Source organism: Marinobacter sp. VGCF2001 (assembly GCF_049943275.1).
Taxonomy (GTDB): Bacteria; Pseudomonadota; Gammaproteobacteria; order Pseudomonadales; family Oleiphilaceae; genus Marinobacter.
In genome coordinates this window covers 178,072-200,472 of record NZ_JBNFVX010000003.1, presented here as the reverse complement: position 1 = coordinate 200,472, position 22,401 = coordinate 178,072, and the positions used below count along the sequence as shown (strand labels likewise).

At 59.0% G+C, this 22,401-nt stretch carries 23 protein-coding genes; 14 read left to right on the top strand and 9 right to left on the bottom strand.

Annotated features, from left to right (window positions below):
- Window positions 1-41: 41 nt before the first annotated feature.
- A complete protein-coding gene (locus tag ACP2AU_RS06305) occupies window positions 42-848 on the bottom strand; it encodes an exodeoxyribonuclease III (RefSeq protein WP_426375261.1) in 807 nt (268 codons plus the stop codon).
- Window positions 849-929: 81 nt separating this feature from the next.
- Here ACP2AU_RS06305 and pyrE point away from each other — a divergent pair, with 81 nt between their 5' ends.
- Both pyrE and ACP2AU_RS06295 read left to right on the top strand, forming a co-directional pair.
- Window positions 930-1,568, top strand: coding sequence for an orotate phosphoribosyltransferase (gene pyrE, locus ACP2AU_RS06300; RefSeq protein ID WP_426375260.1), 639 nt, complete (start codon window positions 930-932; stop codon window positions 1,566-1,568).
- Between the two features lie 3 nt (window positions 1,569-1,571).
- Entirely contained in the window at window positions 1,572-2,219 is a 648-nt protein-coding gene (locus ACP2AU_RS06295) for a DUF4124 domain-containing protein (RefSeq protein ID WP_426375259.1), read from the top strand.
- 66 nt (window positions 2,220-2,285) lie between these two features.
- On the opposite strand, the gene ACP2AU_RS06290 is transcribed toward ACP2AU_RS06295, so the two are convergent.
- The gene (locus ACP2AU_RS06290; RefSeq protein ID WP_426375258.1) at window positions 2,286-2,705 is read right to left on the bottom strand and encodes a hypothetical protein; all 420 of its coding nucleotides are present in this window, start codon (window positions 2,703-2,705) and stop codon (window positions 2,286-2,288) included.
- Between the two features lie 257 nt (window positions 2,706-2,962).
- Here ACP2AU_RS06290 and ACP2AU_RS06285 point away from each other — a divergent pair, with 257 nt between their 5' ends.
- On the top strand, window positions 2,963-3,463 hold the full coding sequence (locus tag ACP2AU_RS06285; protein ID WP_426375257.1) for a fibronectin type III domain-containing protein: 501 nt from the start codon (window positions 2,963-2,965) through the stop codon (window positions 3,461-3,463).
- A gap of 14 nt (window positions 3,464-3,477) precedes the next feature.
- On the opposite strand, the gene ACP2AU_RS06280 is transcribed toward ACP2AU_RS06285, so the two are convergent.
- The gene (locus ACP2AU_RS06280; protein ID WP_426375256.1) at window positions 3,478-3,816 is read right to left on the bottom strand and encodes a DUF2782 domain-containing protein; all 339 of its coding nucleotides are present in this window, start codon (window positions 3,814-3,816) and stop codon (window positions 3,478-3,480) included.
- 88 nt (window positions 3,817-3,904) lie between these two features.
- Here ACP2AU_RS06280 and polA point away from each other — a divergent pair, with 88 nt between their 5' ends.
- Entirely contained in the window at window positions 3,905-6,631 is a 2,727-nt protein-coding gene (polA, locus tag ACP2AU_RS06275; RefSeq protein ID WP_426375255.1) for a DNA polymerase I, read from the top strand.
- A gap of 92 nt (window positions 6,632-6,723) precedes the next feature.
- On the opposite strand, the gene ACP2AU_RS06270 is transcribed toward polA, so the two are convergent.
- From ACP2AU_RS06270 to ACP2AU_RS06260, 3 genes are all read right to left on the bottom strand, one after another.
- The gene (locus ACP2AU_RS06270; RefSeq protein WP_426375254.1) at window positions 6,724-8,238 is read right to left on the bottom strand and encodes an OmpP1/FadL family transporter; all 1,515 of its coding nucleotides are present in this window, start codon (window positions 8,236-8,238) and stop codon (window positions 6,724-6,726) included.
- Window positions 8,239-8,382: 144 nt separating this feature from the next.
- The gene (locus ACP2AU_RS06265) at window positions 8,383-9,504 is read right to left on the bottom strand and encodes a PilT/PilU family type 4a pilus ATPase (RefSeq protein WP_426375253.1); all 1,122 of its coding nucleotides are present in this window, start codon (window positions 9,502-9,504) and stop codon (window positions 8,383-8,385) included.
- A 21-nt stretch (window positions 9,505-9,525) separates the two neighbouring features.
- Window positions 9,526-10,560 carry a type IV pilus twitching motility protein PilT gene (locus ACP2AU_RS06260; RefSeq protein WP_426375252.1) on the bottom strand — a complete coding sequence of 345 codons (1,035 nt, stop codon included), beginning with the start codon at window positions 10,558-10,560 and terminating at the stop codon, window positions 9,526-9,528.
- A gap of 52 nt (window positions 10,561-10,612) precedes the next feature.
- On the opposite strand from ACP2AU_RS06260, the gene ACP2AU_RS06255 reads away from it, so the two are divergent.
- The 10 genes from ACP2AU_RS06255 to ACP2AU_RS06210 all read left to right on the top strand — a co-directional run bounded on the left by ACP2AU_RS06255 (window position 10,613) and on the right by ACP2AU_RS06210 (window position 19,725).
- A complete protein-coding gene (locus ACP2AU_RS06255) occupies window positions 10,613-11,326 on the top strand; it encodes a YggS family pyridoxal phosphate-dependent enzyme (RefSeq protein ID WP_426375250.1) in 714 nt (237 codons plus the stop codon).
- A 62-nt stretch (window positions 11,327-11,388) separates the two neighbouring features.
- The gene (proC, locus tag ACP2AU_RS06250) at window positions 11,389-12,222 is read left to right on the top strand and encodes a pyrroline-5-carboxylate reductase (protein WP_426375249.1); all 834 of its coding nucleotides are present in this window, start codon (window positions 11,389-11,391) and stop codon (window positions 12,220-12,222) included.
- A gap of 22 nt (window positions 12,223-12,244) precedes the next feature.
- The gene (locus ACP2AU_RS06245; protein ID WP_426375248.1) at window positions 12,245-12,829 is read left to right on the top strand and encodes a YggT family protein; all 585 of its coding nucleotides are present in this window, start codon (window positions 12,245-12,247) and stop codon (window positions 12,827-12,829) included.
- Between the two features lie 258 nt (window positions 12,830-13,087).
- A complete protein-coding gene (locus tag ACP2AU_RS06240) occupies window positions 13,088-15,052 on the top strand; it encodes a dynamin family protein (protein WP_426375247.1) in 1,965 nt (654 codons plus the stop codon).
- 168 nt (window positions 15,053-15,220) lie between these two features.
- On the top strand, window positions 15,221-16,369 hold the full coding sequence (gene metX, locus ACP2AU_RS06235; RefSeq protein ID WP_426375246.1) for a homoserine O-succinyltransferase MetX: 1,149 nt from the start codon (window positions 15,221-15,223) through the stop codon (window positions 16,367-16,369).
- Window positions 16,366-16,971 carry a methionine biosynthesis protein MetW gene (gene metW, locus ACP2AU_RS06230; protein ID WP_426375245.1) on the top strand — a complete coding sequence of 202 codons (606 nt, stop codon included), beginning with the start codon at window positions 16,366-16,368 and terminating at the stop codon, window positions 16,969-16,971. Before metX ends, metW begins: the two co-directional genes overlap by 4 nt.
- Complete coding sequence (locus ACP2AU_RS06225; RefSeq protein ID WP_426375244.1) at window positions 16,968-17,417, top strand: DUF4426 domain-containing protein; 450 nt, start codon at window positions 16,968-16,970, stop codon at window positions 17,415-17,417. The genes metW and ACP2AU_RS06225 overlap by 4 nt, the downstream gene beginning before the upstream one ends.
- Window positions 17,418-17,421: 4 nt before the next feature.
- Window positions 17,422-18,021: an RdgB/HAM1 family non-canonical purine NTP pyrophosphatase gene (rdgB, locus tag ACP2AU_RS06220; RefSeq protein ID WP_426375243.1), complete on the top strand. Its 600-nt coding sequence runs from the start codon at window positions 17,422-17,424 to the stop codon at window positions 18,019-18,021.
- 4 nt (window positions 18,022-18,025) lie between these two features.
- The gene (hemW, locus tag ACP2AU_RS06215) at window positions 18,026-19,174 is read left to right on the top strand and encodes a radical SAM family heme chaperone HemW (RefSeq protein ID WP_426375242.1); all 1,149 of its coding nucleotides are present in this window, start codon (window positions 18,026-18,028) and stop codon (window positions 19,172-19,174) included.
- On the top strand, window positions 19,174-19,725 hold the full coding sequence (locus ACP2AU_RS06210) for a hypothetical protein (protein WP_426375241.1): 552 nt from the start codon (window positions 19,174-19,176) through the stop codon (window positions 19,723-19,725). The genes hemW and ACP2AU_RS06210 overlap by 1 nt, the downstream gene beginning before the upstream one ends.
- 2 nt (window positions 19,726-19,727) lie before the next feature.
- Here the strand turns inward: ACP2AU_RS06210 and trmB are convergent, their stop codons facing one another.
- From trmB to ACP2AU_RS06195, 3 genes are all read right to left on the bottom strand, one after another.
- Complete coding sequence (gene trmB, locus ACP2AU_RS06205) at window positions 19,728-20,444, bottom strand: tRNA (guanosine(46)-N7)-methyltransferase TrmB (protein ID WP_426375240.1); 717 nt, start codon at window positions 20,442-20,444, stop codon at window positions 19,728-19,730.
- A gap of 70 nt (window positions 20,445-20,514) precedes the next feature.
- The gene (locus ACP2AU_RS06200) at window positions 20,515-22,047 is read right to left on the bottom strand and encodes a YifB family Mg chelatase-like AAA ATPase (RefSeq protein WP_426375239.1); all 1,533 of its coding nucleotides are present in this window, start codon (window positions 22,045-22,047) and stop codon (window positions 20,515-20,517) included.
- Between the two features lie 66 nt (window positions 22,048-22,113).
- Complete coding sequence (locus ACP2AU_RS06195) at window positions 22,114-22,365, bottom strand: accessory factor UbiK family protein (RefSeq protein ID WP_426375238.1); 252 nt, start codon at window positions 22,363-22,365, stop codon at window positions 22,114-22,116.
- Window positions 22,366-22,401: the final 36 nt, after the last annotated feature.

Genomic DNA, 22,401 nt, shown 5'->3' with positions numbered 1-22,401 from the left:
TTCCCCTCCAAGCCCGCTACGTTGACATTGCCCGCTTAGCGTCAGAACCCGATTTCGATATCGTAATCCATGACCACCGGGGCGTGGTCCGAGAAACGGGTATCTTCATCAATCCAGCCATCGCGGATGGTCTTGCGGATGCCCGGCGTTAGCAGGTGATAGTCCACCCGGATGCCCGCTTTCTTGCGTGAACCTTCCGTCTGTTCCGGCCACCAGGTGAACTGGTTGCTCTGCTTGTTAATCTCCCGGAAAGCATCAATACAGCCCATTTCCTCAAACAAACGGTCGAGCCAGGCGCGCTCGTGGGGCAGAAAACCGGAAAAATCTGTCTTGTGGTACAGCGGGCTGGCATCGGTGACATGATGGGCCGTCTGCAGGTTGGCGCATAGAATAAACTGGCGACGCTTGCGCAGGGTTTTCTGCATATGGATGCCGAAGGCTTCCATGAACTCGTCTTTGTGGTCCAGCACCGTCAGGTCATCGTCGCCGGTCAGCTCTTCCTCACGGCCAAGAGCGCACGGGGCAAGCACACAGGCAACCGACACTTTGTCGAAGTCGGCCTGAATAAAACGACCTTCGCGATCAGCCTGCTCATTGGCAAAACCGTACATAATCGCTTTCGGAAAATGGCGGGTATAAATGCCAACCCCACCGTGCTCGTTCAGTTCGCCGTCAATAAAATAGGCTTCGTAGCCTTCCGGTATCAGGTTTTTATCTTCGATTTCATAGGCACGCATACGGTGATCCTGCACACAGACCACATCAGCATCCTGCCCGGCAAGCCAGTCGAAAAACCCCTTTTCAACGGCCTGTTCAAGACCATTGACGCTGATTGATACTACCCGCATACGTGTTCCCTGATTCGGTTTGTGTGTATGATACCGTTTTTACGCTTTAATTAAAGATCAAACCCCGCCAGAAGCCTTGCCATGCATGACTATCAGCAAAATTTTATTGAGTTTGCCATCCAGCGGAACGTTCTGCGTTTTGGAGAATTCACACTCAAATCCGGGCGCACCAGCCCCTACTTTTTCAATGCCGGGCTGTTCAACACCGGAAACGACCTGCTCGAACTGAGCAAAGCCTACGCCGCCGCGATAGCACGCAGCGGGCTGGATTATGACATCATTTTCGGGCCTGCCTATAAGGGCATTCCGTTGGCCACGGTAACCGCCATGGCGCTGGCCACAGACGGTGACAGCAAGCCCTTTGCCTTCAACCGCAAAGAAAAGAAAGACCACGGCGAAGGTGGCAATATTGTCGGCGCCCCGCTAAAAGGTAAGGTACTGATTGTCGATGATGTGATTACCGCAGGCACCGCCATCCGCGAATCCATCGACATTATCCGGGCCGCAGGTGCCGAGCCGGCTGGCGTATTGATTGCTCTGGACCGGCAGGAAAAGGGCAATGGCGAACTGTCGGCGATTCAGGAGGTGGAAAAACAATACAACATCCCTGTTATCAGCATCATCCGCCTCGAGCAGGTACTGGACTACCTGAAAGCTAATCCAGAGTTTGCCGGCCATGCGGAAAACGTGGCCCGCTACCGGGACCGTTACGGAGTCTGACGAATGCGTTACCGTCTGACCACTTCTTCTGTTATCGGCGTTGTTGCAGCCGCATGCCTGCTGTTGTCAGCCAGCGTCTGCGCAACCATGTACCGGTACACGGATGAAAATGGTCAGCTGGTGATCGGCAGCTCTATTCCCCAGGAGGCAACCAGGCGCGGCTACGATATCCTGAGCAACAACGGCCGGGTAATGGAAACCGTGCCCCCCGCTCCCACTGCCGAAGAGATTGCCGCCCGGGAAGCGGAGAAAGCCCGCCAGAAACAGGAAGAGATGCAACAGGCGCAGGATCGTCGTCTCCTGAAGCGCTTCAGCCATCCGGACCAGGCGGTGCGGGCCATGCACAGGAAAATCCGTGAGCTTGAGGGCATCATCCAGCTCAAACGCGGCAACATTTCGGTTATTTCCAGCCAACTGGACAACGAGCAGAGTCGCGCGGCTGACATGGAGAGAGCCGGGCGCACCATTCCGGAGTCAACCCTCGAGAAAATCCGCAGGCTGGAAGCGCAGATTCGCGATATAGAACGGGAAATCTCAGCTCAACGGCAAGACATCGGTGAGATGAAAAAGGCCTTCGAAGAGGATATCGAACGGCTTGAAGTGATTACCGGCGAGGAACGCACCCTGCCCCTGGAACCGGAAGAAAACTGACAGGCATTAACGCAGAAAAAGGGGCGCTCCGCAGAGCGCCCCTTTTTTCACCGTACTCGCAACCGATCAGGCTGTTGCTGCGGTGTTTTTCTTGGCGGTGGTCTTGCGGGCTGAGGTCTTGCGCGCCGCCGGCTTCTTGGCAGTTACCGCTTTTTTGGCATCCTGAGCCGCCTCGGAGACGTCCTCAGCTGCCTCTGATACGGCGTCTGCGCCTTCAACGGCTTCTTTTTCCAGCTTCGCAACCAGCTCAGCGGCAAAGCTACCGAAGCGGGAGTTCAGCGAACGCAGCTGCCCGAACAGGTTCTCGGAATAACCGTTGTAGCGCTTGCGCAGGGTCTTGACGCTGTACTCGCGCGCTTCTGACTCCAGCTTTTCTGCGTAATCAAACGGCTTGGAGGCCAGCTTCTTCTGCTGATCTTCCGCAGCGTTGATGCCCTTCTCTACGATGTCCTGAAGTTGTTCCTGATAGGATTTGAGCTTACCCATGTGTGTTCTCCCTGTTTTCCGAATCGGCCGGCTCCGAGTGTCGGAGCCTCTGGTAACTTTCACCTGACACGTTACGGTTAAAAATTAGAATGTTCACACTAAACGCAGATACGGGATTTTACCGATTATTCACTTGATCACAGGTTAACCGCTGGCATAATCGCTCACTGTTTTAACGAAGCCCGTCTCCCAGTGTTATTCAGGCTCCATACGCACGAATTCCAGAGGGCGTTGCAACGCCCCGTATGCGAGTATCCATGACCAGAAAACTCCACCATTGCCGGCGTTCGCACGCAGCCGCCACTTTCCTGGGCCTATGCGCTGTTTTGTTGATGACCGGCTGCCAGGAAGACACGCGAGCCAGCAAACTGGACTCAAAGCGCGCCTCGGAAGTAGCCGGCAGCAGGCTGAAACAGGCACAGGGCGATTTGCTTGCGACACTCGGCCAGAGCGCACCCGGGGGCGAGCCCGCAGAAAAAAGCACGGTACCAGGTTCTCCGAAAACACTGGTATGGAGCCCTCCACTCACCCGGGAGGATGGCACGGCGCTGTCGGCCGGCCAGATTGCCGGATACCGGATCTATTTCCGGCTCAAACATCAGGACAGTTTCCGTACCATTCCCCTGAATGATCCCGGCGTCACCCGGTATGTATTGGCAGAGATGCCACCCGGCGCCTATGAATTCAGCATCACAACCGTTGACCAGGACGGCCTGGAAAGCCGGCGCTCAGACCCGGTGGAGGTTAACCTGATCTGAGCAGCCGTGGGTATTTACCAGCGGAAAAGTACCCAGCTGGGTACCAGCAGATCGGACTCCGTATCCTGAACCCAGCCGCCGCCATCGGCCGGCACCAGGTAGTACTCAGGGCCAGCCTCAGGGACCACTTTGATCTCCATTAGCTGGCCATTCACCCGGTACTCGTAGAACACTTCGTCCTCACCCGGGCGGATGACAATTTCGGCTCCGCCCTCCGGCGGCTGGTAATCGGAAATCACCACGGGTTCCTGCGGCGTAACCACCGGGGTGGCATCCAGCGCGCCCTCCTCCTGAGCCAGCAACGGCCCGGAGACGCAGGCCAACAGCATTGCAGAGCAGGCGATTCGTTTCATTTTCGTGATACCCTTCAGACCATTGTGATAGCCACAAGCGTTGCACAAGCCAACCAACGCTTCAATCAGAATCCGGACGTGTTTTGATATGACTGAACGAACCCACCCTCCCGTGGTTCTGGTAGACGGATCCTCTTATCTGTTCCGCGCCTACCATGCCCTACCACCGCTGACCACCAGCAAGAACCACCCAACCGGTGCCATCAAGGGCGTCATCAGTATGCTGAGGCGGATTGAACAGGACTTTCCCGGCTCGAAAACCGTTGTGGTGTTCGATGCCAAGGGCAAAACCTTCCGTCACGATATGTATGAAGAGTACAAGGCCAATCGCCCCCCGATGCCGGATGATCTGGCCATTCAGATCGAGCCAATCCACGACATAGTCCGGGCCATGGGACTGCCACTGCTGATTGTGCCTGGCGTCGAAGCCGACGATGTGATCGGCACTCTGGCCCATGAAGCCACCAGCAAAGGCATCGATGTTGTTGTCTCCACCGGAGACAAAGACATGGCGCAACTGGTCAGTGATCACGTGACCCTGATCAACACCATGACCGAAACAGCCATGGACCGGGATGGTGTCATCGAGAAATTCGGCGTTACACCCGAGCAGATCATCGACTACCTGGCCCTGGTAGGCGACAAAGTGGACAACATCCCCGGCGTTAACAAATGCGGCCCCAAGACAGCGGTCAAATGGCTCCAGAATTACCAGGACCTGGACACTCTTGTTAGCCATGCCGACGAGATTAAAGGCAAGATCGGGGGATACCTGCGAGACGCGACGGAAACCCTGCCTCTGAGCCGGGACCTGGCCACCATCAGGACGGACGTAGAACTGGAGTTCGGCCTGGAAGACCTGCAAGAGCGCCGGCAGGATAACGATACGTTGCTGGAACTGTTCAAGGAATATGAGTTCCGCGGCTGGATCAGCGAACTGGAGCGTGAGCAGCCTGCCACCTCCCAACCCGATGATTCGCCGGCACAGCCCGAAACCGTGCTCGAGAAACAGTACGAGATCGTGACCGCACAGGCCGAGCTGGACCACTGGCTGGACACGTTAAAGAGCGCCGACCTGTTTGCGTTTGATACCGAAACCACCAGCCTCCGTTATATGGACGCCGAAATTGTTGGCGTGTCGTTCGCAGTGGAACCTGGCAAAGCCGCCTACGTGCCTTTGGGGCACGATTACATGGGGGCACCGGAGCAACTGGATCGGGACTCGGTGCTGCAGCAACTGAAACCGCTGCTGGAAAACCCGAAGCACCGGAAAGTGGGGCAGAACCTCAAGTACGACAAGAACGTACTGGCCAACCACGGCATCTGCCTGGAGGGTATTGCCGAGGACACCATGGTGGAGTCCTACGTGCTGAACTCCACCGCCACGCGGCACGATATGGACAGCCTGGCCCGGGCCTATCTGGATGAAGACACCATCAGCTACGAATCCATTGCTGGCAAAGGCGCCAAGCAACTGACGTTCAACCAGATCGATCTGGAGAAGGCCGGCCCCTATGCCGCCGAAGATGCCGACATTACTCTGCGCCTGCACCAGGCCCTCAGCCCCAAGCTCAACGAGACCGGCAAACTGGCTTCCGTCTATCGGGAAATCGACCTGCCCCTGGTGCCGGTACTGTCCCGCATGGAACAGCGCGGTGCGCTCATCAGCGCCAGCACACTGAGGCGTCACAGCCAAGAGTTGGCCGAGCGCATGGCAGAGCTGGAAAAAGAAGCCCACGACGTGGCCGGCGAGGCCTTCAACCTGGGCTCTACCAAGCAGCTACAAGCCATTCTGTACGACAAGTTCGGCTTGCGGGTGATCAAGAAAACCCCGAAAGGCGCGCCCTCTACCGCCGAGCCTGTGCTGCAGGAACTGGCCCATGAACACGAGCTGCCACGACTGATCGTGGAGCACCGGAGCCTGAGCAAGCTGAAGTCGACCTACACGGACACGCTGCCGGAGCTGATTCACCACCGCAGCGGGCGGGTGCACACCTCCTACCATCAGGCCGTGACGGCCACCGGGCGCCTGTCGTCGTCCGAGCCCAATCTGCAGAATATTCCAATCCGCACCGCCGAAGGCCGCCGCATCCGCCAGGCGTTCATTGCGCCAGAGGGCTGCAAGCTGCTGGCCGCGGATTACTCCCAGATCGAGCTGCGCATCATGGCCCACCTGTCTGGCGACAAGGGCCTGCTGACCGCCTTTGAACACGGCGAGGATATCCACAAAGCCACCGCCGCCGAGGTCTTCGGCGTGACGGTGAATGAGGTAACCGGCGACCAGCGCCGCAGCGCCAAGGCCATCAATTTCGGGCTAATCTACGGTATGTCGGCTTTCGGCCTGGCGCGCCAGCTGGAGGTAGACCGGAAAACCGCTCAGGCCTACATTGACCGCTATTTCGAGCGTTACCCCGGCGTGCTGAAATACATGGACAACATCCGCAAGCAGGCCCACGACGACGGCTACGTGGAGACACTCTACGGTCGCCGCCTGTACCTGCCGGAGATCAACGCCCGCAACAAACAGCTGCAGCAGGCGGCAGAACGCACCGCCATTAACGCGCCGATGCAGGGTACCGCAGCCGACATTATCAAGCGGGCGATGATCGACGTAGACAACTGGCTGCGCAGCGAACACGCGGACGATGCCTGCATGACCATGCAAGTGCACGATGAACTGATCATCGAGGTTCGTGAAGACGCTGTGGAGAAGGTCAGAGACGGCCTGGTCAAACGGATGTCTGCCGCCGCCAGCCTGGACGTGCCGCTACTGGTGGAAGCCGGTGTGGGTGATAACTGGGATCAGGCCCACTGATACAAAACAGCCCCTGACCATCGCTGGCAGGGGCTGTTTTGATAAAGGCGAGGCGACACCTGGGGCCGCCTCTCGTTCGACTCAGGCTGGCATTAAAACGCCTTGCTGACCTCGAATGCCGCGCTCCAGGCGCTGAGTTCGTATTCAGCCTGGTAGTTTGCATTTGAGATCGGCTGGCCCGTCGGATCAGCGTGACTGTACTCACGATCATCGACCTTGGCATCGTCAGCAAAAATCAGCGTGCCGATAGCCACATCCACGGTCCAACCGCTTTGTACGTCATTCCACTGAGTACCCAGAGTCAGCCAATGGCGGTCTTCTGAGGGAATTCGTGCAGTCACGTATTGGTCAACAGGGGATTCATCAAAGGCATAACCGGCTTTGAACGCCCACTCCGGTGTTGCCTGCCAGATACCACCCACATTGAACTGCCAGGTGTTCTTCCACTCTTCGGTAATGTGTGTGATGGGCATATCACCTACTCGGCCAGTCTCATCCGAAACCGCACCCGATTGCCCCTCACGGCTGTTGATGTCGAGCTCTTCGAATCGACTCCAACGGGCATAAGTAGCACCCGCTAACAGTGTAACGTTGTCAGTGAATCGATGGCGCACACCTAGCGTAGCGCTCTCAGGAATTGCCAATGGCACCTCTACACGTTCCTCAAGGGTCTTGCTTCCAACACCCAGAGGCGGTTGCCCATTGCGATCTGGATAGCCGGACAACTCAATATCACCCTTCAGCTCAAACTCGGTGCCAGTCTGTGCGGTAAAGCCAACCTGGGTTCGTTCTGACAGTTCGTAAAGGAAGCCAACCCGGAAATTAACGGCGATGTCGTCACCCTCGATATCTGCATAGGGTGCACCAAAGTTGGCTTCATAAGCATCTCCCAGCTGAGCTGCTCCTTGCTGTGCTTGCTGCTGAATCGCCTCTTGAACATTAGGAGGCAATTGATCCAAGCTGCTAACACCCTGTGCTTGAAGCGCCCGCTGAATACCTTGTTGATAAGCTCCACCGCGAATATCCTGGAACTTACTGAGTCGGCCCTCAGCGTACATGATGTTTAGAGTCGCGCCCATGGAAAGGCCATTGCCATTATTAACGGCAATCGAGGGCGTAAAGGCAATCGCCGTCAGCTCGGTCTTGTCGGCAAAGTAACGGCCCACAAAATCGTTATCGTAGTCTGCCGCCAGGCCGTATGGCGCATGGATGCCGAAGCCCACGTCGATGGAATCGTTGATCTCGTGGGTCAGATAGAAGTTCGGCAAAACCGCAGGATCGGCAATGTCACCGCCTCGGGAACCGTTTACCTCACCCCCGAGCTGGTTAACCGCAGCCGCGTCACTTTTCGCCTCGGCATCAATATCCAATACCGCCGCACCAAAAGAAATATTGGTACCAGACAGCTGGCTCATACCCGCGGGGTTGAACAGTACGGTGGTGGCGTTCTCGGGATTGGCAGCCGCGCCGGCGTTGGCCACGCCCATCTGGCTGGCGCTCTGTTCATTCAGGGAAAAACCGCCGGCGAAAACACTGGCAGGAGCCGCAACGGCCGCCAGCGTGGCCAAACGAATCGCTTTTACGAGTGCGTTGGTATTTTTGTGCATGGTATCTCCTTTTATAAGATCGCGCGGAGTATACGCAGCACTGGGTTATGGCCTCAAATGCCAAAACTACCGGTTCGCAGAACTAACTATCTGCCACTTTAGTCGTAGCGACGCCCCCGCGGACCGGGGGGCGTAACCGGAGCATCAATCGTCCTGAATGGTGAGCTTGTCGACCGAGGAGGACAGCTTGTCCGCGCCCTGGGCATCGGTGCCAAGCTTGATCATCAAGCGCAGATCGTTGGCGGAATCGGCATGAGCAAGGGCGTCCTCGTAAGTGATCGAACCTTCGGCATACAGTTGGTACAGCGCCTGGTCGAAGGTCTGCATACCAGACTCGTTCGATTTGGACATCAATTCCTTGAGCTTGTGCACCTCGCCCTTGCGAATCAGGTCGGCCACAAGCGGGGTGTTGATCAGCACCTCAATCACCGCCTTCCGTCCCTTGCCATCGGGCGTTGGCACCAATTGCTGGGCGACAATGGCCCTGAGGTTCAGAGACAGGTCCATCCAGATCTGGTTGTGCTGCTCGGGCGGGAAGAACTGGATAATGCGGTCCAGCGCCTGGTTGGCGTTGTTGGCGTGCAGCGTGGCCAGACACAGGTGGCCGGTTTCAGCGAACTGCACCGAATACTCCATGGTCTGGCGCGTGCGCACCTCACCAATCAGGATGACATCCGGTGCCTGTCGCAGGGTGTTTTTCAGGGCCACTTCAAAGCTGTCGGTATCGATGCCCACTTCCCGCTGGGTCACGATGCAGCCCTGATGCTGATGCACGAATTCGATCGGATCTTCGATCGAAATAATATGGCCGCGGCTGTTGCGATTCCGGTGCCCCAACATGGCCGCCAGAGAGGTGGACTTACCGGTACCCGTAGCACCCACAAACATGATCAGACCACGCTTGGTCATTGCCAGATCCTTGATGATCTCCGGCAACGACAGGTCGTCGATCTGCGGAATTTTCACCTCAATCCGGCGCAGCACCATGCCACACAGGTTACGCTGGAAAAACGCCGACACCCGGAACCGGCCGATACCGCGGGCGCTGATGGCAAAGTTGCACTCGTGGGTTTCCTCGAATTCAGCGCGCTGCTTGTCGTTCATGGCGCCGTACACGAATTCCCGCGTCTGCTCGGGCGTCAGAGCATTTTTAGTAACCGGCAGCACCTTCCCGTTCACCTTCATGCTGGGAGGCACCCCCGCCGTAATAAACAGGTCCGAACCGCCCTTCTCTACCATCAGCCGTAACAGTTTTTCGAATTCCATTTTCTTACCCAGTGTTCGTTATCAGAAATTATCAGGCATCTTCGCCTTCGCCCGCGCAGCATCGCGGGAAATAAGGCCTTTCTGCAGCAAGCGCTCCAGACATTGATCCAGAGTCTGCATACCCAGTGAACCACCGGTCTGGATGGCCGAGTACATCTGGGCGATTTTGTCTTCCCGTATCAGGTTCCGGATGGCGGCCGTGCCAATCATGATCTCGTGGGCGGCAATCCGGCCACCGCCCATCTTCTTCATCAGCGTCTGCGAGATAACCGCTTGCAGGGATTCCGAGAGCATGGAGCGCACCATGGACTTCTCTTCTGCCGGGAACACGTCCACCACCCGGTCGATGGTTTTGGCGGCGGAGGTGGTATGCAGGGTGCCGAATACCAGGTGGCCGGTTTCGGCGGCCGTCAGCGCCAGGCGAATGGTTTCCAGGTCCCGGAGCTCGCCCACCAGAATGATATCCGGATCTTCCCGCAGGGCCGAACGCAGCGACTCGTTAAAGCCCAGGGTGTCACGGTGAACTTCCCGCTGGTTCACCAGGCATTTCTTGGATTCGTGCACAAATTCGATGGGATCCTCAATAGTGAGGATGTGCTCGTAACGGCTGTCGTTGATGTAATCGATCATCGCCGCCAACGTGGTGGACTTACCTGAACCGGTAGGGCCGGTCACCAGCACCAGTCCCCGGGGAACCGAGGCAATATCCTTGAAAACCTGGCCCATGCCCAGATCTTCCATGGTAAGCACTTTCGAGGGAATGGTCCGGAAAACCGCGCCCGCGCCCCGGTTCTGGTTAAAGGCGTTAACCCGGAAACGGGCCACGCCGGGCACTTCGAACGAGAAGTCGGTTTCCAGGAACTCTTCGTAATCCTTGCGCTGCTTGTCGTTCATGATGTCGTAAATCAACCCGTGGACTTCTTTATGTTCCATGGGCGGCAGGTTGATGCGGCGTACATCGCCGTCGACACGAATCATCGGGGGCAAACCGGCAGACAGGTGCAAATCCGACGCACCCTGTTTGGCCGAAAAGGCAAGCAGTTCAGTAATATCCATAGGATTCCTCGGAGGGCTTTTTCTTTTAGTCCAGAAGCGGCAAACTCACACTATGAGCAGCATAGCAGACAACATCGGGAGCGTAACCCGACGCATACAAAAAGCAACATTGCAGGCCGGCCGGGCGCCCGGAAGCGTGAATCTTCTGGCCGTCAGCAAGACCCGGAGCCCGGAAGAACTGCACGCTGCCGTCAAGGCCGGGCAAACCGCATTCGGCGAAAACTACCTGCAGGAAGCCCTGGATAAAATGCAGGCGCTCTCGAGCGTGAATGGCATCGAATGGCACTTCATCGGCCCGATCCAGTCCAACAAAACCCGCCAGATTGCCGAAGCCTTTGCCTGGGTGCACAGCGTAGACCGGCTGAAAATTGCGCGCCGGTTGAGCGAGCAGCGCCCGGGCGAACAGCCGCCGCTGAACATTTGTCTGCAGGTGAACGTGAATAACGAGGCCAGCAAATCCGGCTGTCGCCTGGAGGCGCTTGACGAACTGGTCGCCGCGATCGGCGAACTGCCGAATCTGCGCCTGCGGGGGCTGATGGCCATTCCCGATCCGGGCCAGTCGGAAGCCGATCTCCGGCTGAGCTTCCGAAAACTGGCCAGCACCCTGTCGACACTGCGGCAGAATCATCCGGAGTCCGGGCCGCTGGACACCCTGTCGATGGGAATGTCCGGCGACCTGGAAACGGCGATCGCCGAAGGCTCGACTTGGGTTCGGGTGGGTACCGCTGTCTTCGGAGACCGGCCAGCCAAACACAGCCAGAGCTGAACCGGGCGGTTCCTGCTATCATCCGAACCAACGATTCAAATGATCCAGACCGGGAGTGAACCTTGAGCAGATCACCCACCATCTCATTCATCGGCGCAGGCAATATGGCCAGCGCCATCATCGGCGGTATGCTGGACAGCGGTTTCAAAGCCGGCGACATCTGGGTAAGCGCCCCCGATGACGGCCATCTGCAATCCATCCGCAAGCGTTTCGGCATCAGCGTGACTACCGACAACCGTTACTGCGCGCAGCAGGCTGATATTGTGGTGCTTGCGGTGAAGCCCCAGGTGATGGGCGACGTCTGCCGGGACATTGCCCCGGTGGTCCAGAACACCCGCCCCCTGATGGTGTCCATTGCCGCCGGGCTGACCGTCGAGACTCTGGACACCTGGCTTGGCGGCGGTTTGCCGCTGGTACGCGTGATGCCTAACACGCCATCACTGGTCGGCAAGGGCGCCGCGGGCCTGTTCGCCAATCGCCAGGTAAAAGAAGAACAGAAAAAAGCCGTCCAGACGGTATTCGAGAGCATCGGTCTGGCCCTGTGGGTTGAAGATGAGAATCTGCTGCACAGCGTCACCGCGCTGTCTGGCAGCGGCCCCGCCTACTTCTTCCTGATGCTTGAGGCCCTGGAATCGGCAGCAACCAATGCCGGTATCGAGCCGGAGACCGCCCGGGCCCTGGCAATCCAGACCATGGCCGGCGCCGCCGAGATGGCGGCGCGCAGTGACGACGACCCGGGACAACTCAAGCGCAACGTTATGTCACCCGGCGGCACCACCGAACGCGCCATTAACACCTTCGAAGATGGCGGCCTGCGGGACCTGGTCACAAAAGCCTACGGCGCCGCGTTCGAACGTTCGCGCGACATGGCTGAAGAACTGGCCGATAAACAGTAACTGATAACGGAGACTCAGCTTCATGCTGGCAGATATTGTCATAACGATCCTGCTGATTGCGTCCACCTTCTACATGACCATCGTTTTACTGCGGTTTCTGCTGCAGTTGGCGCGGGCGGATTTCTACAATCCCATCTCGCAATTTGTGGTGAAGGCCACCAACCCGCCACTGCGCCCCCTGCGCCGCTTCATTCCCGGCTGGGGCGGCATCGACGGAGCGTCTCTGGTCCTGGCCGTGATCATTCAGGCCATCACCTTTTTCTTCATCCTGGTGGCTCTCAACGGCGGCATTCCCGCCGTCAACCCTGTCACGCTCATGGTATGGGCGGTTTTGAACGTGCTCAGTCTGATCGTGAAGATCTACTTCTGGTCGGTCATCGCGGTGGTTGTGGTGAGTTGGATTGCCCCCCAGAGCGGCCATCCCGCGATACAGCTGGTGGCACAAATCACCGAACCGGTGATGCGCCCGGTACGCAACATCATGCCGTCCATGGGCGGCCTGGACCTCTCTCCGATCATCGTGTTCCTGATTCTGAACGTGGTGACGGTGGTGATCGACCACATGAAACTGGCGGCCGGGCTGGGCTCGATCGGGCTGGGAATGTAACAGGCGCCTCAGATCTACATTTTGTTACATAATGCACCTATCGGTAACGAATCAGGGCCAGCAACTCAAGATCATGAATTGCTGGCCTTTTTCTTGAAAAACGGTACCATTCCCCTGAAACTGCCGACTCGCGCACCCTCCTGCCATGGCGAAACAGGTTATTATTAAGTCCATTTAATCTGGAGAGTGGCTGGCGGCCCATGCATTGCCATTGGCGCTCTCGGTACACACCCGGAAGTCGCGCAGAAGGATTATCCGATGACCCCGCAGGGAACTCTGTCGCAGCAGGTTGAGGCTTATCACAACTGGAAAAAGGAACTGATCCGGCAGATTGGCCGCTATCGGCTGTGGCTGCAGGACAACAACCTGTTTTCCGAAGACGTCAGCACCCGCATTCGGCATGGGCTGGAGCTGCTCATCGAAGATGAGCTGACCATCGCCTTCGTGGGCGAGTACTCCCGCGGTAAAACGGAGCTGATCAACGCACTGTTTTTCTCGGACTACGGGCAAAGAATGCTGCCGTCCCAGGCCGGGCGCACCACCATGTGCCCGACCGAACTGTTTTTCGACCGCAGCGCCAACCAGAACTACCTGCTTCTGCTGCCCATCGAAACCCGCACCGGGGAGCTGTCGCTGCAGCAGTTGCGCAAGCAACCCCACCAGTGGATCCGCCACGAACTCGACGAACAGAATCCGGAAGTCATGCGCGAAGTCCTGGCTGAAGTGGCGCGGATCAAGAGCGTGTCTCCGGAACAGGCCCGGGAGCTGGGCTTTGACGAAGCCATGCTGGAGCACGACCGAAACAACCCGGGCAACGTGCTGGTGCCGGCCTGGCGCAACGCACAGATCAGCATTCGCCACCCGCTGTTCGAGCGGGGTCTGCGCATTCTGGACACTCCGGGGCTGAACGCCCTTGGCTCTGAGCCCGAACTGACCATCAGCATGCTGCCCCGGGCCCACGCCGTTATTTTCGTGCTCAGCGCCGACACCGGCGTGACCGCCAGCGACATGACTATCTGGAAAGAGCACATCGATACCGAGCACGCCGACCATCGCGCCGGGCGATTCGCGGTGCTGAACAAGATCGACGTGCTCTGGGACGACTTGCAGGGCGATAGCCATACCCGCAACTCGATCGACCGGGTTCGCCACTACACCGCAGACCACCTCGGCATTCGCCAGCAGGATGTTATCCCGCTGTCCGCCAAACAAGGACTGTTTGCCCGGGTAAAAAAAGACAAGGATCTGCTCCAGCGCTCTAACATCGATCAGTTGGAACAACTGATCATCCAGCGCATCCTCATGCACAAAGAGCAACTGATTACCCAGAATCTGATCAACGATTTGCTCGGAATGCTGCAGAACAGCCAGGCCGCCATGCAATACCGCCTCGACGCCTTGGAGGAAGAGCGACAGGCCTGCGCGGGCGCTACCCTGGATAAGGCAGCCCTGGCCCGGCTGGCAGAGCGCGCCCAGAAAGATTACGACTTTTACTATAAAAAGCTGATCACCCTGCGTTCATCCCGCCGGCTGATGGATTCCCAGGGGGATATGCTGGCCAAGCTGGTGAGCGAGGCACGCTTCGAAGGCCACGCCAACCAGGTTCGGAAACTGATGTCGAAAAGCTGGACCACGGCGGGCATGAATCGCGCCATGGACCACTTCTTCGAGTTGCTGGAGAGCGATCTCACCAACCTGTTAAGCGAGGGCCGGCTGGCCGAGAAAATGGTCGCGGCCATCTACCGACGCTACAACGAAGACAGCCGGGCCCGGCATCTTGAACCCATCCCGCTCAGAGCCGGCCGCCACGTCATCGCAATTCGCGAGCTGCGCAAGAAGGCCCGGCGTTTCCGGGTCAACCCCAAAAACCTGCTCTCCGAGCAATCAACGGTGGTACAGCGCTTTTTCAATGTCATGGTCAGCGAGGCCCGCACGCTGCACAACCGGGTACGAAAAGACGTGGAACGCTGGCCCCATGAGGCCCTGCTCCCCATCATGCAGTTCTCACAGGAACAAAAGCAGTTGCTGGAACACCAGATCCGCCGACTGCGCGACATGGTGCGCACCGACAGGGATTCGCGGGCCGAGCGCCAGCGCCTCGACCACGCCCTGGCAGACCTGCGCAAGCAACTGGAACTGGCAGATGCGATGATGCGCCAGATACGCAAACCGGCCCCCACTCTGATTCAGCAGAAAGTCGTTAATATTTCCGGTGCGGTCTGAGCGGACTGGCCGGCCGCATCCGTGGAGTGCAGCCGACCGGGCCACACCGGAAACGCCGGTTGCAGCAACCACCCCCCGCCTTTAAACTGCAATGCTGGCGCCGTGCAGAGCGCCACTCAGGGCCTGTGGCCAGACACCAGTGGACCGAACCAGGAACTCATCACACCCATGCCTGATTCCCTGCCCTCGGATTCCGTGGGCCTTGTTAGCCCGAAAACCATCCATGTGGACGTACCCTTAGAACTGGCTTGCGGCCGGACACTCGATCGCTACGACCTGGTAGTAGAAACCTACGGTCAACTCAACGCCGATGCCAGTAACGCGGTGCTCATCTGCCATGCCCTGAGCGGACATCACCACGCCGCCGGCTACCATTCCCTGGACGACCGGAAACCCGGTTGGTGGGACAGCTGTATTGGCCCGGGCAAGCCCATCGACACCAATCGTTTTTTTGTGGTGAGCCTGAACAACCTCGGCGGCTGCCACGGCAGCACCGGCCCCAACTCCATCAATCCGGATACCGGCAAACCGTTCGGCCCGGACTTTCCGGTGGTCACGGTGGCAGACTGGGTTGCCAGCCAGGCCCGCCTGGCCGATCACCTCGGCATTGAGCAATGGGCCGCCGTGGTGGGTGGCTCTCTTGGCGGTATGCAGGCGCTGCAATGGAGCCTGGACTTTCCGGACCGGCTCCGCCATGCAGTGGTCATCGCCTCAACCCCGCGCCTGACGGCGCAGAACATCGCATTCAACGAAGTGGCCCGACAAGCCATCACCTCAGACCCGGAGTTTTTTGATGGCCGCTACTACGACGAGAACCTGGTCCCCAAGCGGGGCTTGATGCTGGCCCGCATGGTGGGGCACATCACCTATCTTTCGGATGCCTCCATGGGTGAGAAATTTGGCCGGGAACTCCGGGAAGAAGCCTACAAGTTCGGCTTTGACGCCGAATTTCAGGTGGAAAGCTATTTACGCTATCAGGGCGAGCGCTTTTCCGAGACCTTCGACGCCAACACCTACCTGCTGATGACCCGTGCTCTGGACTATTTTGATCCGGCCTATGACTTTGGCGGCGATCTTTCCAAAGCCCTGGCCCCGGCCCGGTGCGAATACCTGGTGCTGTCGTTCAGTACCGACTGGCGGTTCTCGCCGGCACGTTCCGAGGAAATCGTTAACGCCATGATCTCGGCCAGAAAACGGGTTAGCTATGCCGAAATCGATGCCCCGTGGGGCCACGATGCGTTTCTGATCCCGACCCCCAGATACACAGATGTTTTTACCGCGTATATGGATCGGGTGGCACGGGAGGTTGGTGCATGAGAGCGGATCTTGAAATTATCCAGCAGTGGGTGCGCCCGGGGCACCACGTGCTCGACCTGGGCTGTGGTGATGGCACCTTGCTGGATTTCCTGCAACGAGAGCGGAATGCCACAGGATTTGGCCTGGAGATCAATCCGGAGCACATCACCACCTGTATGGGGCGGGGGGTGTGCGCCATTGAGCAGAACCTCGACACCCAGGGCCTGGACAATTTCGATGACGGAATGTTCGACATCGTGCTGATGACCCAGGCCCTGCAGGCCGTCCGCCGCCCGGACAAAGTCATCGATGAAATGCTCCGGGTGGGTCGCGAGGGCATCGTCACTTTCCCCAACTTCGCCCACTGGCGTCTGCGCTGGGGGCTAACGTTGAGCGGTCGTATGCCCGAATCCGACGCACTGCCGTATAAATGGTATAACACTCCCAATATCCGGCTATGCACCTTCAAAGATTTTGAGGCGCTGTGCCGGCAGAAAGGGATTCGGATCAAAAGCCGCCGGGTGGTAGACGGCCAGCACCAGAACAGCTGGCTGGCGCGGCTCTGGCCGAATCTGTTGGGAGAAATCGCCATCTACCGCATCACACGGGAGACCAACGAATGAACCTTCAAACTGCAAGTAAGGCGCTGCTTCTGGCGCTCGGACTGCTTCTGGTATCGGCGCACAGCCAGGCCGGGCAAAAAGATTTTGGTGACTACCAGGTACGCTGGAGCGTGCTTCCAAGCACATTTCTGACGCCCGAGGTGGCCAGAGCCAACAACCTGCAACGGAGCCAGGGCATCGGCGTGGTCAACATCTCGATCATGGAAGAGGATGAACACGGCCAACCAACACCGGTCAGCGGCCAGGTTGAGGGGCAGGTATCCAATGACATCCAACAGGTGAAATTTCTGGCCTTCCGGCGTATCCAGGAAGGCAACTCGGTGTACTTTATCGCGCAGTACCAGTACCAGTCCGGAGACCTGATGACCTTTAACGTGACCGCCCGCCCCAGCGGCGGCACTCAGGATTTGCCGGTACGTTTTTCTCACACCCTGTTCAATGACTGAGCCCATGCCACTGAAACTTGTTATCGCCAGTAACAACCAAGGCAAAATCGCCGAACTGAACAGCCTGCTTGCCCCCCTGGGCCTGACCCCGGTCGCCCAGGGCGAGCTTGGCGTTCCGGAGGCGGAGGAACCCGCCGTTACCTTCGTTGAAAACGCCATTCTCAAGGCCAGGCATGCCGCCCGGCTGACCGGTATGCCAGCCCTGGCCGATGACAGCGGCCTGGCCGTTGACGCGCTCGATGGGCGGCCCGGCGTGCGCTCAGCCCGATTCGCCGGCGACAACGCCAGCGACACGGATAACGTGCAGGCACTACTGGCGGCTCTGGACGGCGTCCCGGAAGCACAGCGTGGCGCACAGTTTCATTGCGCCCTTGTGTATCTGCGCCATGCCGATGACCCAACCCCCATCATCTGCCATGGCCGCTGGCCTGGCCAGGTTTTGACGGCGCCCAGAGGAACGGGCGGCTTCGGCTACGATCCGGTCTTTCTGGTGCCGGGACACGGGGTCAGTGCGGCAGAGCTGCCCCGGGAAAAGAAAGCACTCATCAGCCATCGGGGCCGGGCACTGGCCCAACTGGCAGAGCAACTTCAGGCGGAACTCTAGGATCATGGCCGCCGCCGAGCCCGTGGCGGTCTGCCCGCCCCTGAGCCTGTATATCCATGTGCCCTGGTGTGTGCGCAAGTGCCCCTACTGCGACTTCAACTCCCATGCCATCCGGGGTGACATCCCCGAGCAGGCGTACCTGAACGCACTACTGGAAGATTTCGATCAGGATCTTCATCTGGTACGGGAACGCCCGATCGAGACCGTGTTCATCGGCGGCGGCACTCCGTCACTGATGAGCGGTGACTTCTACCGCCAGCTGTTCACCCGTCTCCGGGAGCGCGTGAATTTCAGCCCGGGCGCCGAAATTACCCTCGAAGCCAATCCCGGCACCGTCGAAGCCGGCCGGTTCGACAGTTTCCGGCAGGCCGGCATAAACCGGCTCTCAATTGGTGTGCAGAGTTTCAATCCGGACCACCTGAAGACCCTGGGCCGCATCCACGACAGCCAGGCTGCCCATGACGCCATTACCGCTGCCCGCAATGCCGGCTTCGAGAATTTCAACATAGACCTGATGCACGGCTTGCCCGGTCAAACCCCCGAGCAGGCGCTGAGCGATTTACGGGCGGCGCTCGAGCATGGCCCGAGCCATCTGTCCTGGTATCAGCTTACCATCGAGCCCAACACCGAGTTTTTCTCGCGACCACCCGCTCTGCCAGATGACGACCGGTTGTGGGAAATCTATCAGCGAGGCGGTCAATTCTTGCGCGCAGAGGGCTTCGAGGACTACGAAGTCTCCGCCTGGAGCCGGCCCGATGCTCAGAGCCGTCACAACCTGAACTACTGGACTTTCGGCGATTATCTGGCCATGGGAGCCGGCGCCCACGGCAAAGTGAGCCTTGCCGATAGCCGTATCCTCCGTTACTGGAAGACCCGACAGCCGGAGGCCTTTCTTCGTCGGATCGGCTCCCGAACCGCAGGCAGTGAAGCCATCGAAGCCGAAGATCGGGGCCTGGAATTCATGATGAACGCTTTACGGCTGAAAACCGGCACCAGCGAAAACCTGTACAGTGAACGTACAGGTTTACCGCTGTCGTCCATTGCGGTAAAACTGGAGTCCCTGAGAGCTCAAAATTTGATGTCCCCGACTCGTCTGCAGGCGACAGAGCAGGGGCAAAGATACCTGAACAACCTGCTGGAGCAATTTCTCTGATGGACTCAGCCCGGCGCCCACCACTGATCCCCATGCGCCCCATGAAGCTGCCCATGAAGCTGTCTCTGGTGACAGCTCTGGCGCTATGGCTGGTGCTGGCCGCATTGAATCAGCCCCTGCACACAGCCGCCGCACCTCAGGGCATGGTGAGTTTACAATTGGCCGGTACAGCTGATCAGACCCACGCCATCCTGCGCAGCTGGCGTGACGGCAATCTGGGGCTGGCCAGGCTGTCTCTGTGGCTTGATCTGGCCTTTATCGTGGTCTACCTGGCGACACTGCTTCAGCTGACACGACATTTCACGCGCGACCGGCCCGGCGTCCGCGAGCGCATGGTTGCGCGCTGGGTGCGGGTGCTGTTCGTGATCGCCGGCCTCAGTGATGTCGCCGAAAACATCGTTTTGCTGAACAACTTCAACCCGCCCTCAGACACTCTCAGCCTGACGGCGACGATTCTGGCCCTGCTCAAGTTCACCGGGCTGATACTGGGGATGGCGGGACTGGTCGTTATCCGGGCGTCCCGCCGGCGGCCGCTAAGCACACCCCACTGAACTCAGTTGGTGCGATAGAACAGCAAGTCCCAGACCCCATGACCCAGCTTTTCACCGCGCTTTTCAAACTTGGTGATGGGCCGGTCTTCGGGTTTTGGCGAGTAGCCGCCCTGCTCCTGGGTGTTGGCAAAACCTTCCGAGGCATTCATCACGTCTAACATATGCTCGGCGTAATTCTCCCAATCGGTGGCCAGGTGCAGGATGCCACCCACCCGCAGTTTATGACGGATGCGCTGAATAAACTCAGACTGGATCAGGCGGCGCTTATGATGTTTTTTCTTGTGCCAGGGGTCCGGAAAAAACACCATCACGCGGTCCAGGCAGGCGTCCGGAAGGCACAGATCAATCACGTCATTGGCGTCGATGCTGTAAACCCGAACGTTCTCCAGGCCCCGCTCTTCGACATCTTTCAATAATGCGCCAACGCCCGGCAAGTGAACCTCAACCCCGATAAAGTCCTGTTCCGGCGCAGCTTCTGCCATTTGCGCCAGCGATTGCCCCATACCGAAGCCGATTTCAAGGTTGAGCATATTATCCCGCCCGAATACTTCGCGCGGATCGATCATGCCGTGCTCGCGGCTCAGACCGTATTTCGGCCAATTACGGTCGAAGGCTTTTTTCTGGCCTTCGGTCATCCGCCCCTGGCGCAGCACAAAGCTGCGAACACCACGGCGCGTGGTGACCGGGTTGGTGTCCGGAGTCTCGTTCTGGTCACTCATTGTATGTCCTCAAGCTTCAAAGCACGTCTTGTATGAAAGTCAGAACCTGAGTTTACCAGAGTCCGGGACGTCAGGCGGAGACAACCGACCCCTGCCCGGCCTGACGGTCGAGCTGGCGATACCCCAACGCCTCCATCAAATGCGACTGACTCAGAGATTCAACCCCTTCCAGATCGGCCAGCGTGCGAGCAAGCCTCAAGACACGGTGCAAGCCCCGGGCCGAAAGGCCCAGGCGTTCCATGGCCCGGGTCAGCAAACGCTCACCGGCCATATCCAGCTTGCAGGCCCGATCCAGGGTGCTGCCCGACAAAGCCGCGTTGAGAGTGCCCCGTTTGTCCTGTCGCGCCCTGGCCGCCAGCACCCTGGCCCTGACACAGTCGCTGCTTTCCCCGGCCTCGGCTGAGCCCAGCAAAACACCACCAGCCTGGACCGGCACCTCCACGTGCAAATCGAACCGGTCCAGCAACGGACCCGATATCTTCGCGCGGTATCGCGTTACCTGCGTGGGCGAGCACTGACACTCGATACCGGGATGACCGCTGTAACCACAGGGACACGGATTCATGGCTGCAATGACCTGAAACCGGGCAGGAAACGTCACTTGCCGGGCCGCCCGACTGATCGAAATGACTCCGGTCTCCATGGGTTCCCGGAGAACCTCCAGTACCCGGCGCTCAAACTCGGGTAACTCGTCCAGAAAAAGCACTCCACGGTGCGCCAACGAGATTTCTCCCGGCCGGGGGCTACTGCCACCGCCTACCAGGGCCACGGCCGAGGCCGTGTGATGCGGTGCCCTGAACGGCGGCCGGCGCCAGCCCCCGGCTGCCAGCGGCTGGCCCGCCACCGAGTGCACACTGGCAACCTCCATGGCCTCTTCATCCGCCAGCGCCGGTAAAATGCCGGGCAAACGACTGGCAAGCATACTCTTGCCGGTACCCGGCGGGCCAAAGAACAGCAGGTTGTGCCCACCCGCTGCCGCTACCTCGAGCGCGCGTCTGGGTACCGGCTGGCCGCGCACATCGGCAAGATCGGCCGTCGCGGCCGGGGATGAATCATCATCGTTAGCCTGAGACCGTGGCACCGGCACCAGGCGGGCGCGCCCCGACAAATGCTCACACACCGCCAGCAGGTGGCTGGCCGCTAACACATCTTCACGGCTGGCCAGGGCTGCCTCACGGGCATTGTCCTGAGGCACCAGTAACGACCGGCCAGCGGCACGCGCAGCCAGCACAGCCGGCAGAATGCCTTTGAGGGGCCGGAGTGCGCCATCCAGGGAAAGCTCACCGAGAAATTCCTGATTGCGGAGGCTCTCCGGGGGAATCTGGCCCGATGCCGCCAGAATCCCCAGCGCAATCGGCAGATCAAAGCGCCCGCCTTCCTTCGGCAAATCAGCCGGTGCCAGATTGATGGTGATGCGCCGGGCGGGAAACTCGAAGCCGGCATTAAGCAGGGCGCTGCGGACCCGGTCTTTGCTTTCCCGTACACCGGTTTCCGGCAGGCCAACAATGGACAACGCAGGCAAGCCGCCCGACAGGTGCACTTCAACCGTTACGGGCGGAGCAGACACGCCAACACTGGCGCGCGAGTGGACAATAGCGAGCATGGTAACCTTCCCTGGCAAATAATCATCAATCGTTGCGGGCAGCGACCCTGCCACCCATCTGACCCGTCAGGAACTCTGGCGCTGCTCCAACTCGGACACGCGCTTTTCCAGAGCCTCTACCTTTTCACGGGTTTTCATCAGCACCGCCTGCTGGGCATCAAATTCTTCACGGGTCACCAGCTCGAGCCGCGACAGAACCGTCATCACCGTGGCCCTGGCCTGGGCCTCGAAATCTTCCCGCGCCGCGCGGGCCATATCCGGAACAAACTGGCCAAACTGGCCTTGCAACTGAGAAAAAATTTCCTGCGGCCCTTTCATCAATCACCTCGTCAATTTGGATTACCGGCACAATAA

Excerpts from the sequence above, each read along its gene's own strand:
- ACP2AU_RS06225 (WP_426375244.1), top strand. The coding sequence starts at position 16,968 with ATGAACCTTCAAACTGCAAGTAAGGCGCTGCTTCTGGCGCTCGGACTG.
- ACP2AU_RS06245 (WP_426375248.1), top strand. The coding sequence starts at position 12,245 with ATGCTGGCAGATATTGTCATAACGATCCTGCTGATTGCGTCCACCTTC.
- ACP2AU_RS06290 (WP_426375258.1), bottom strand. The coding sequence starts at position 2,705 with ATGGGTAAGCTCAAATCCTATCAGGAACAACTTCAGGACATCGTAGAG.
- trmB (WP_426375240.1), bottom strand. The coding sequence starts at position 20,444 with ATGAGTGACCAGAACGAGACTCCGGACACCAACCCGGTCACCACGCGC.
- ACP2AU_RS06200 (WP_426375239.1), bottom strand. The coding sequence starts at position 22,047 with ATGCTCGCTATTGTCCACTCGCGCGCCAGTGTTGGCGTGTCTGCTCCG.
- ACP2AU_RS06280 (WP_426375256.1), bottom strand. The coding sequence starts at position 3,816 with ATGAAACGAATCGCCTGCTCTGCAATGCTGTTGGCCTGCGTCTCCGGG.
- ACP2AU_RS06305 (WP_426375261.1), bottom strand. The coding sequence starts at position 848 with ATGCGGGTAGTATCAATCAGCGTCAATGGTCTTGAACAGGCCGTTGAA.
- ACP2AU_RS06195 (WP_426375238.1), bottom strand. The coding sequence starts at position 22,365 with ATGAAAGGGCCGCAGGAAATTTTTTCTCAGTTGCAAGGCCAGTTTGGC.
- pyrE (WP_426375260.1), top strand. The coding sequence starts at position 930 with ATGCATGACTATCAGCAAAATTTTATTGAGTTTGCCATCCAGCGGAAC.
- rdgB (WP_426375243.1), top strand. The coding sequence starts at position 17,422 with ATGCCACTGAAACTTGTTATCGCCAGTAACAACCAAGGCAAAATCGCC.
- ACP2AU_RS06265 (WP_426375253.1), bottom strand. The coding sequence starts at position 9,504 with ATGGAATTCGAAAAACTGTTACGGCTGATGGTAGAGAAGGGCGGTTCG.
- ACP2AU_RS06285 (WP_426375257.1), top strand. The coding sequence starts at position 2,963 with ATGACCAGAAAACTCCACCATTGCCGGCGTTCGCACGCAGCCGCCACT.
- ACP2AU_RS06270 (WP_426375254.1), bottom strand. The coding sequence starts at position 8,238 with ATGCACAAAAATACCAACGCACTCGTAAAAGCGATTCGTTTGGCCACG.
- ACP2AU_RS06210 (WP_426375241.1), top strand. The coding sequence starts at position 19,174 with ATGGACTCAGCCCGGCGCCCACCACTGATCCCCATGCGCCCCATGAAG.
- ACP2AU_RS06260 (WP_426375252.1), bottom strand. The coding sequence starts at position 10,560 with ATGGATATTACTGAACTGCTTGCCTTTTCGGCCAAACAGGGTGCGTCG.
- ACP2AU_RS06295 (WP_426375259.1), top strand. The coding sequence starts at position 1,572 with ATGCGTTACCGTCTGACCACTTCTTCTGTTATCGGCGTTGTTGCAGCC.
- metX (WP_426375246.1), top strand. The coding sequence starts at position 15,221 with ATGCCTGATTCCCTGCCCTCGGATTCCGTGGGCCTTGTTAGCCCGAAA.
- ACP2AU_RS06240 (WP_426375247.1), top strand. The coding sequence starts at position 13,088 with ATGACCCCGCAGGGAACTCTGTCGCAGCAGGTTGAGGCTTATCACAAC.
- polA (WP_426375255.1), top strand. The coding sequence starts at position 3,905 with ATGACTGAACGAACCCACCCTCCCGTGGTTCTGGTAGACGGATCCTCT.
- metW (WP_426375245.1), top strand. The coding sequence starts at position 16,366 with ATGAGAGCGGATCTTGAAATTATCCAGCAGTGGGTGCGCCCGGGGCAC.
- hemW (WP_426375242.1), top strand. The coding sequence starts at position 18,026 with ATGGCCGCCGCCGAGCCCGTGGCGGTCTGCCCGCCCCTGAGCCTGTAT.
- ACP2AU_RS06255 (WP_426375250.1), top strand. The coding sequence starts at position 10,613 with ATGAGCAGCATAGCAGACAACATCGGGAGCGTAACCCGACGCATACAA.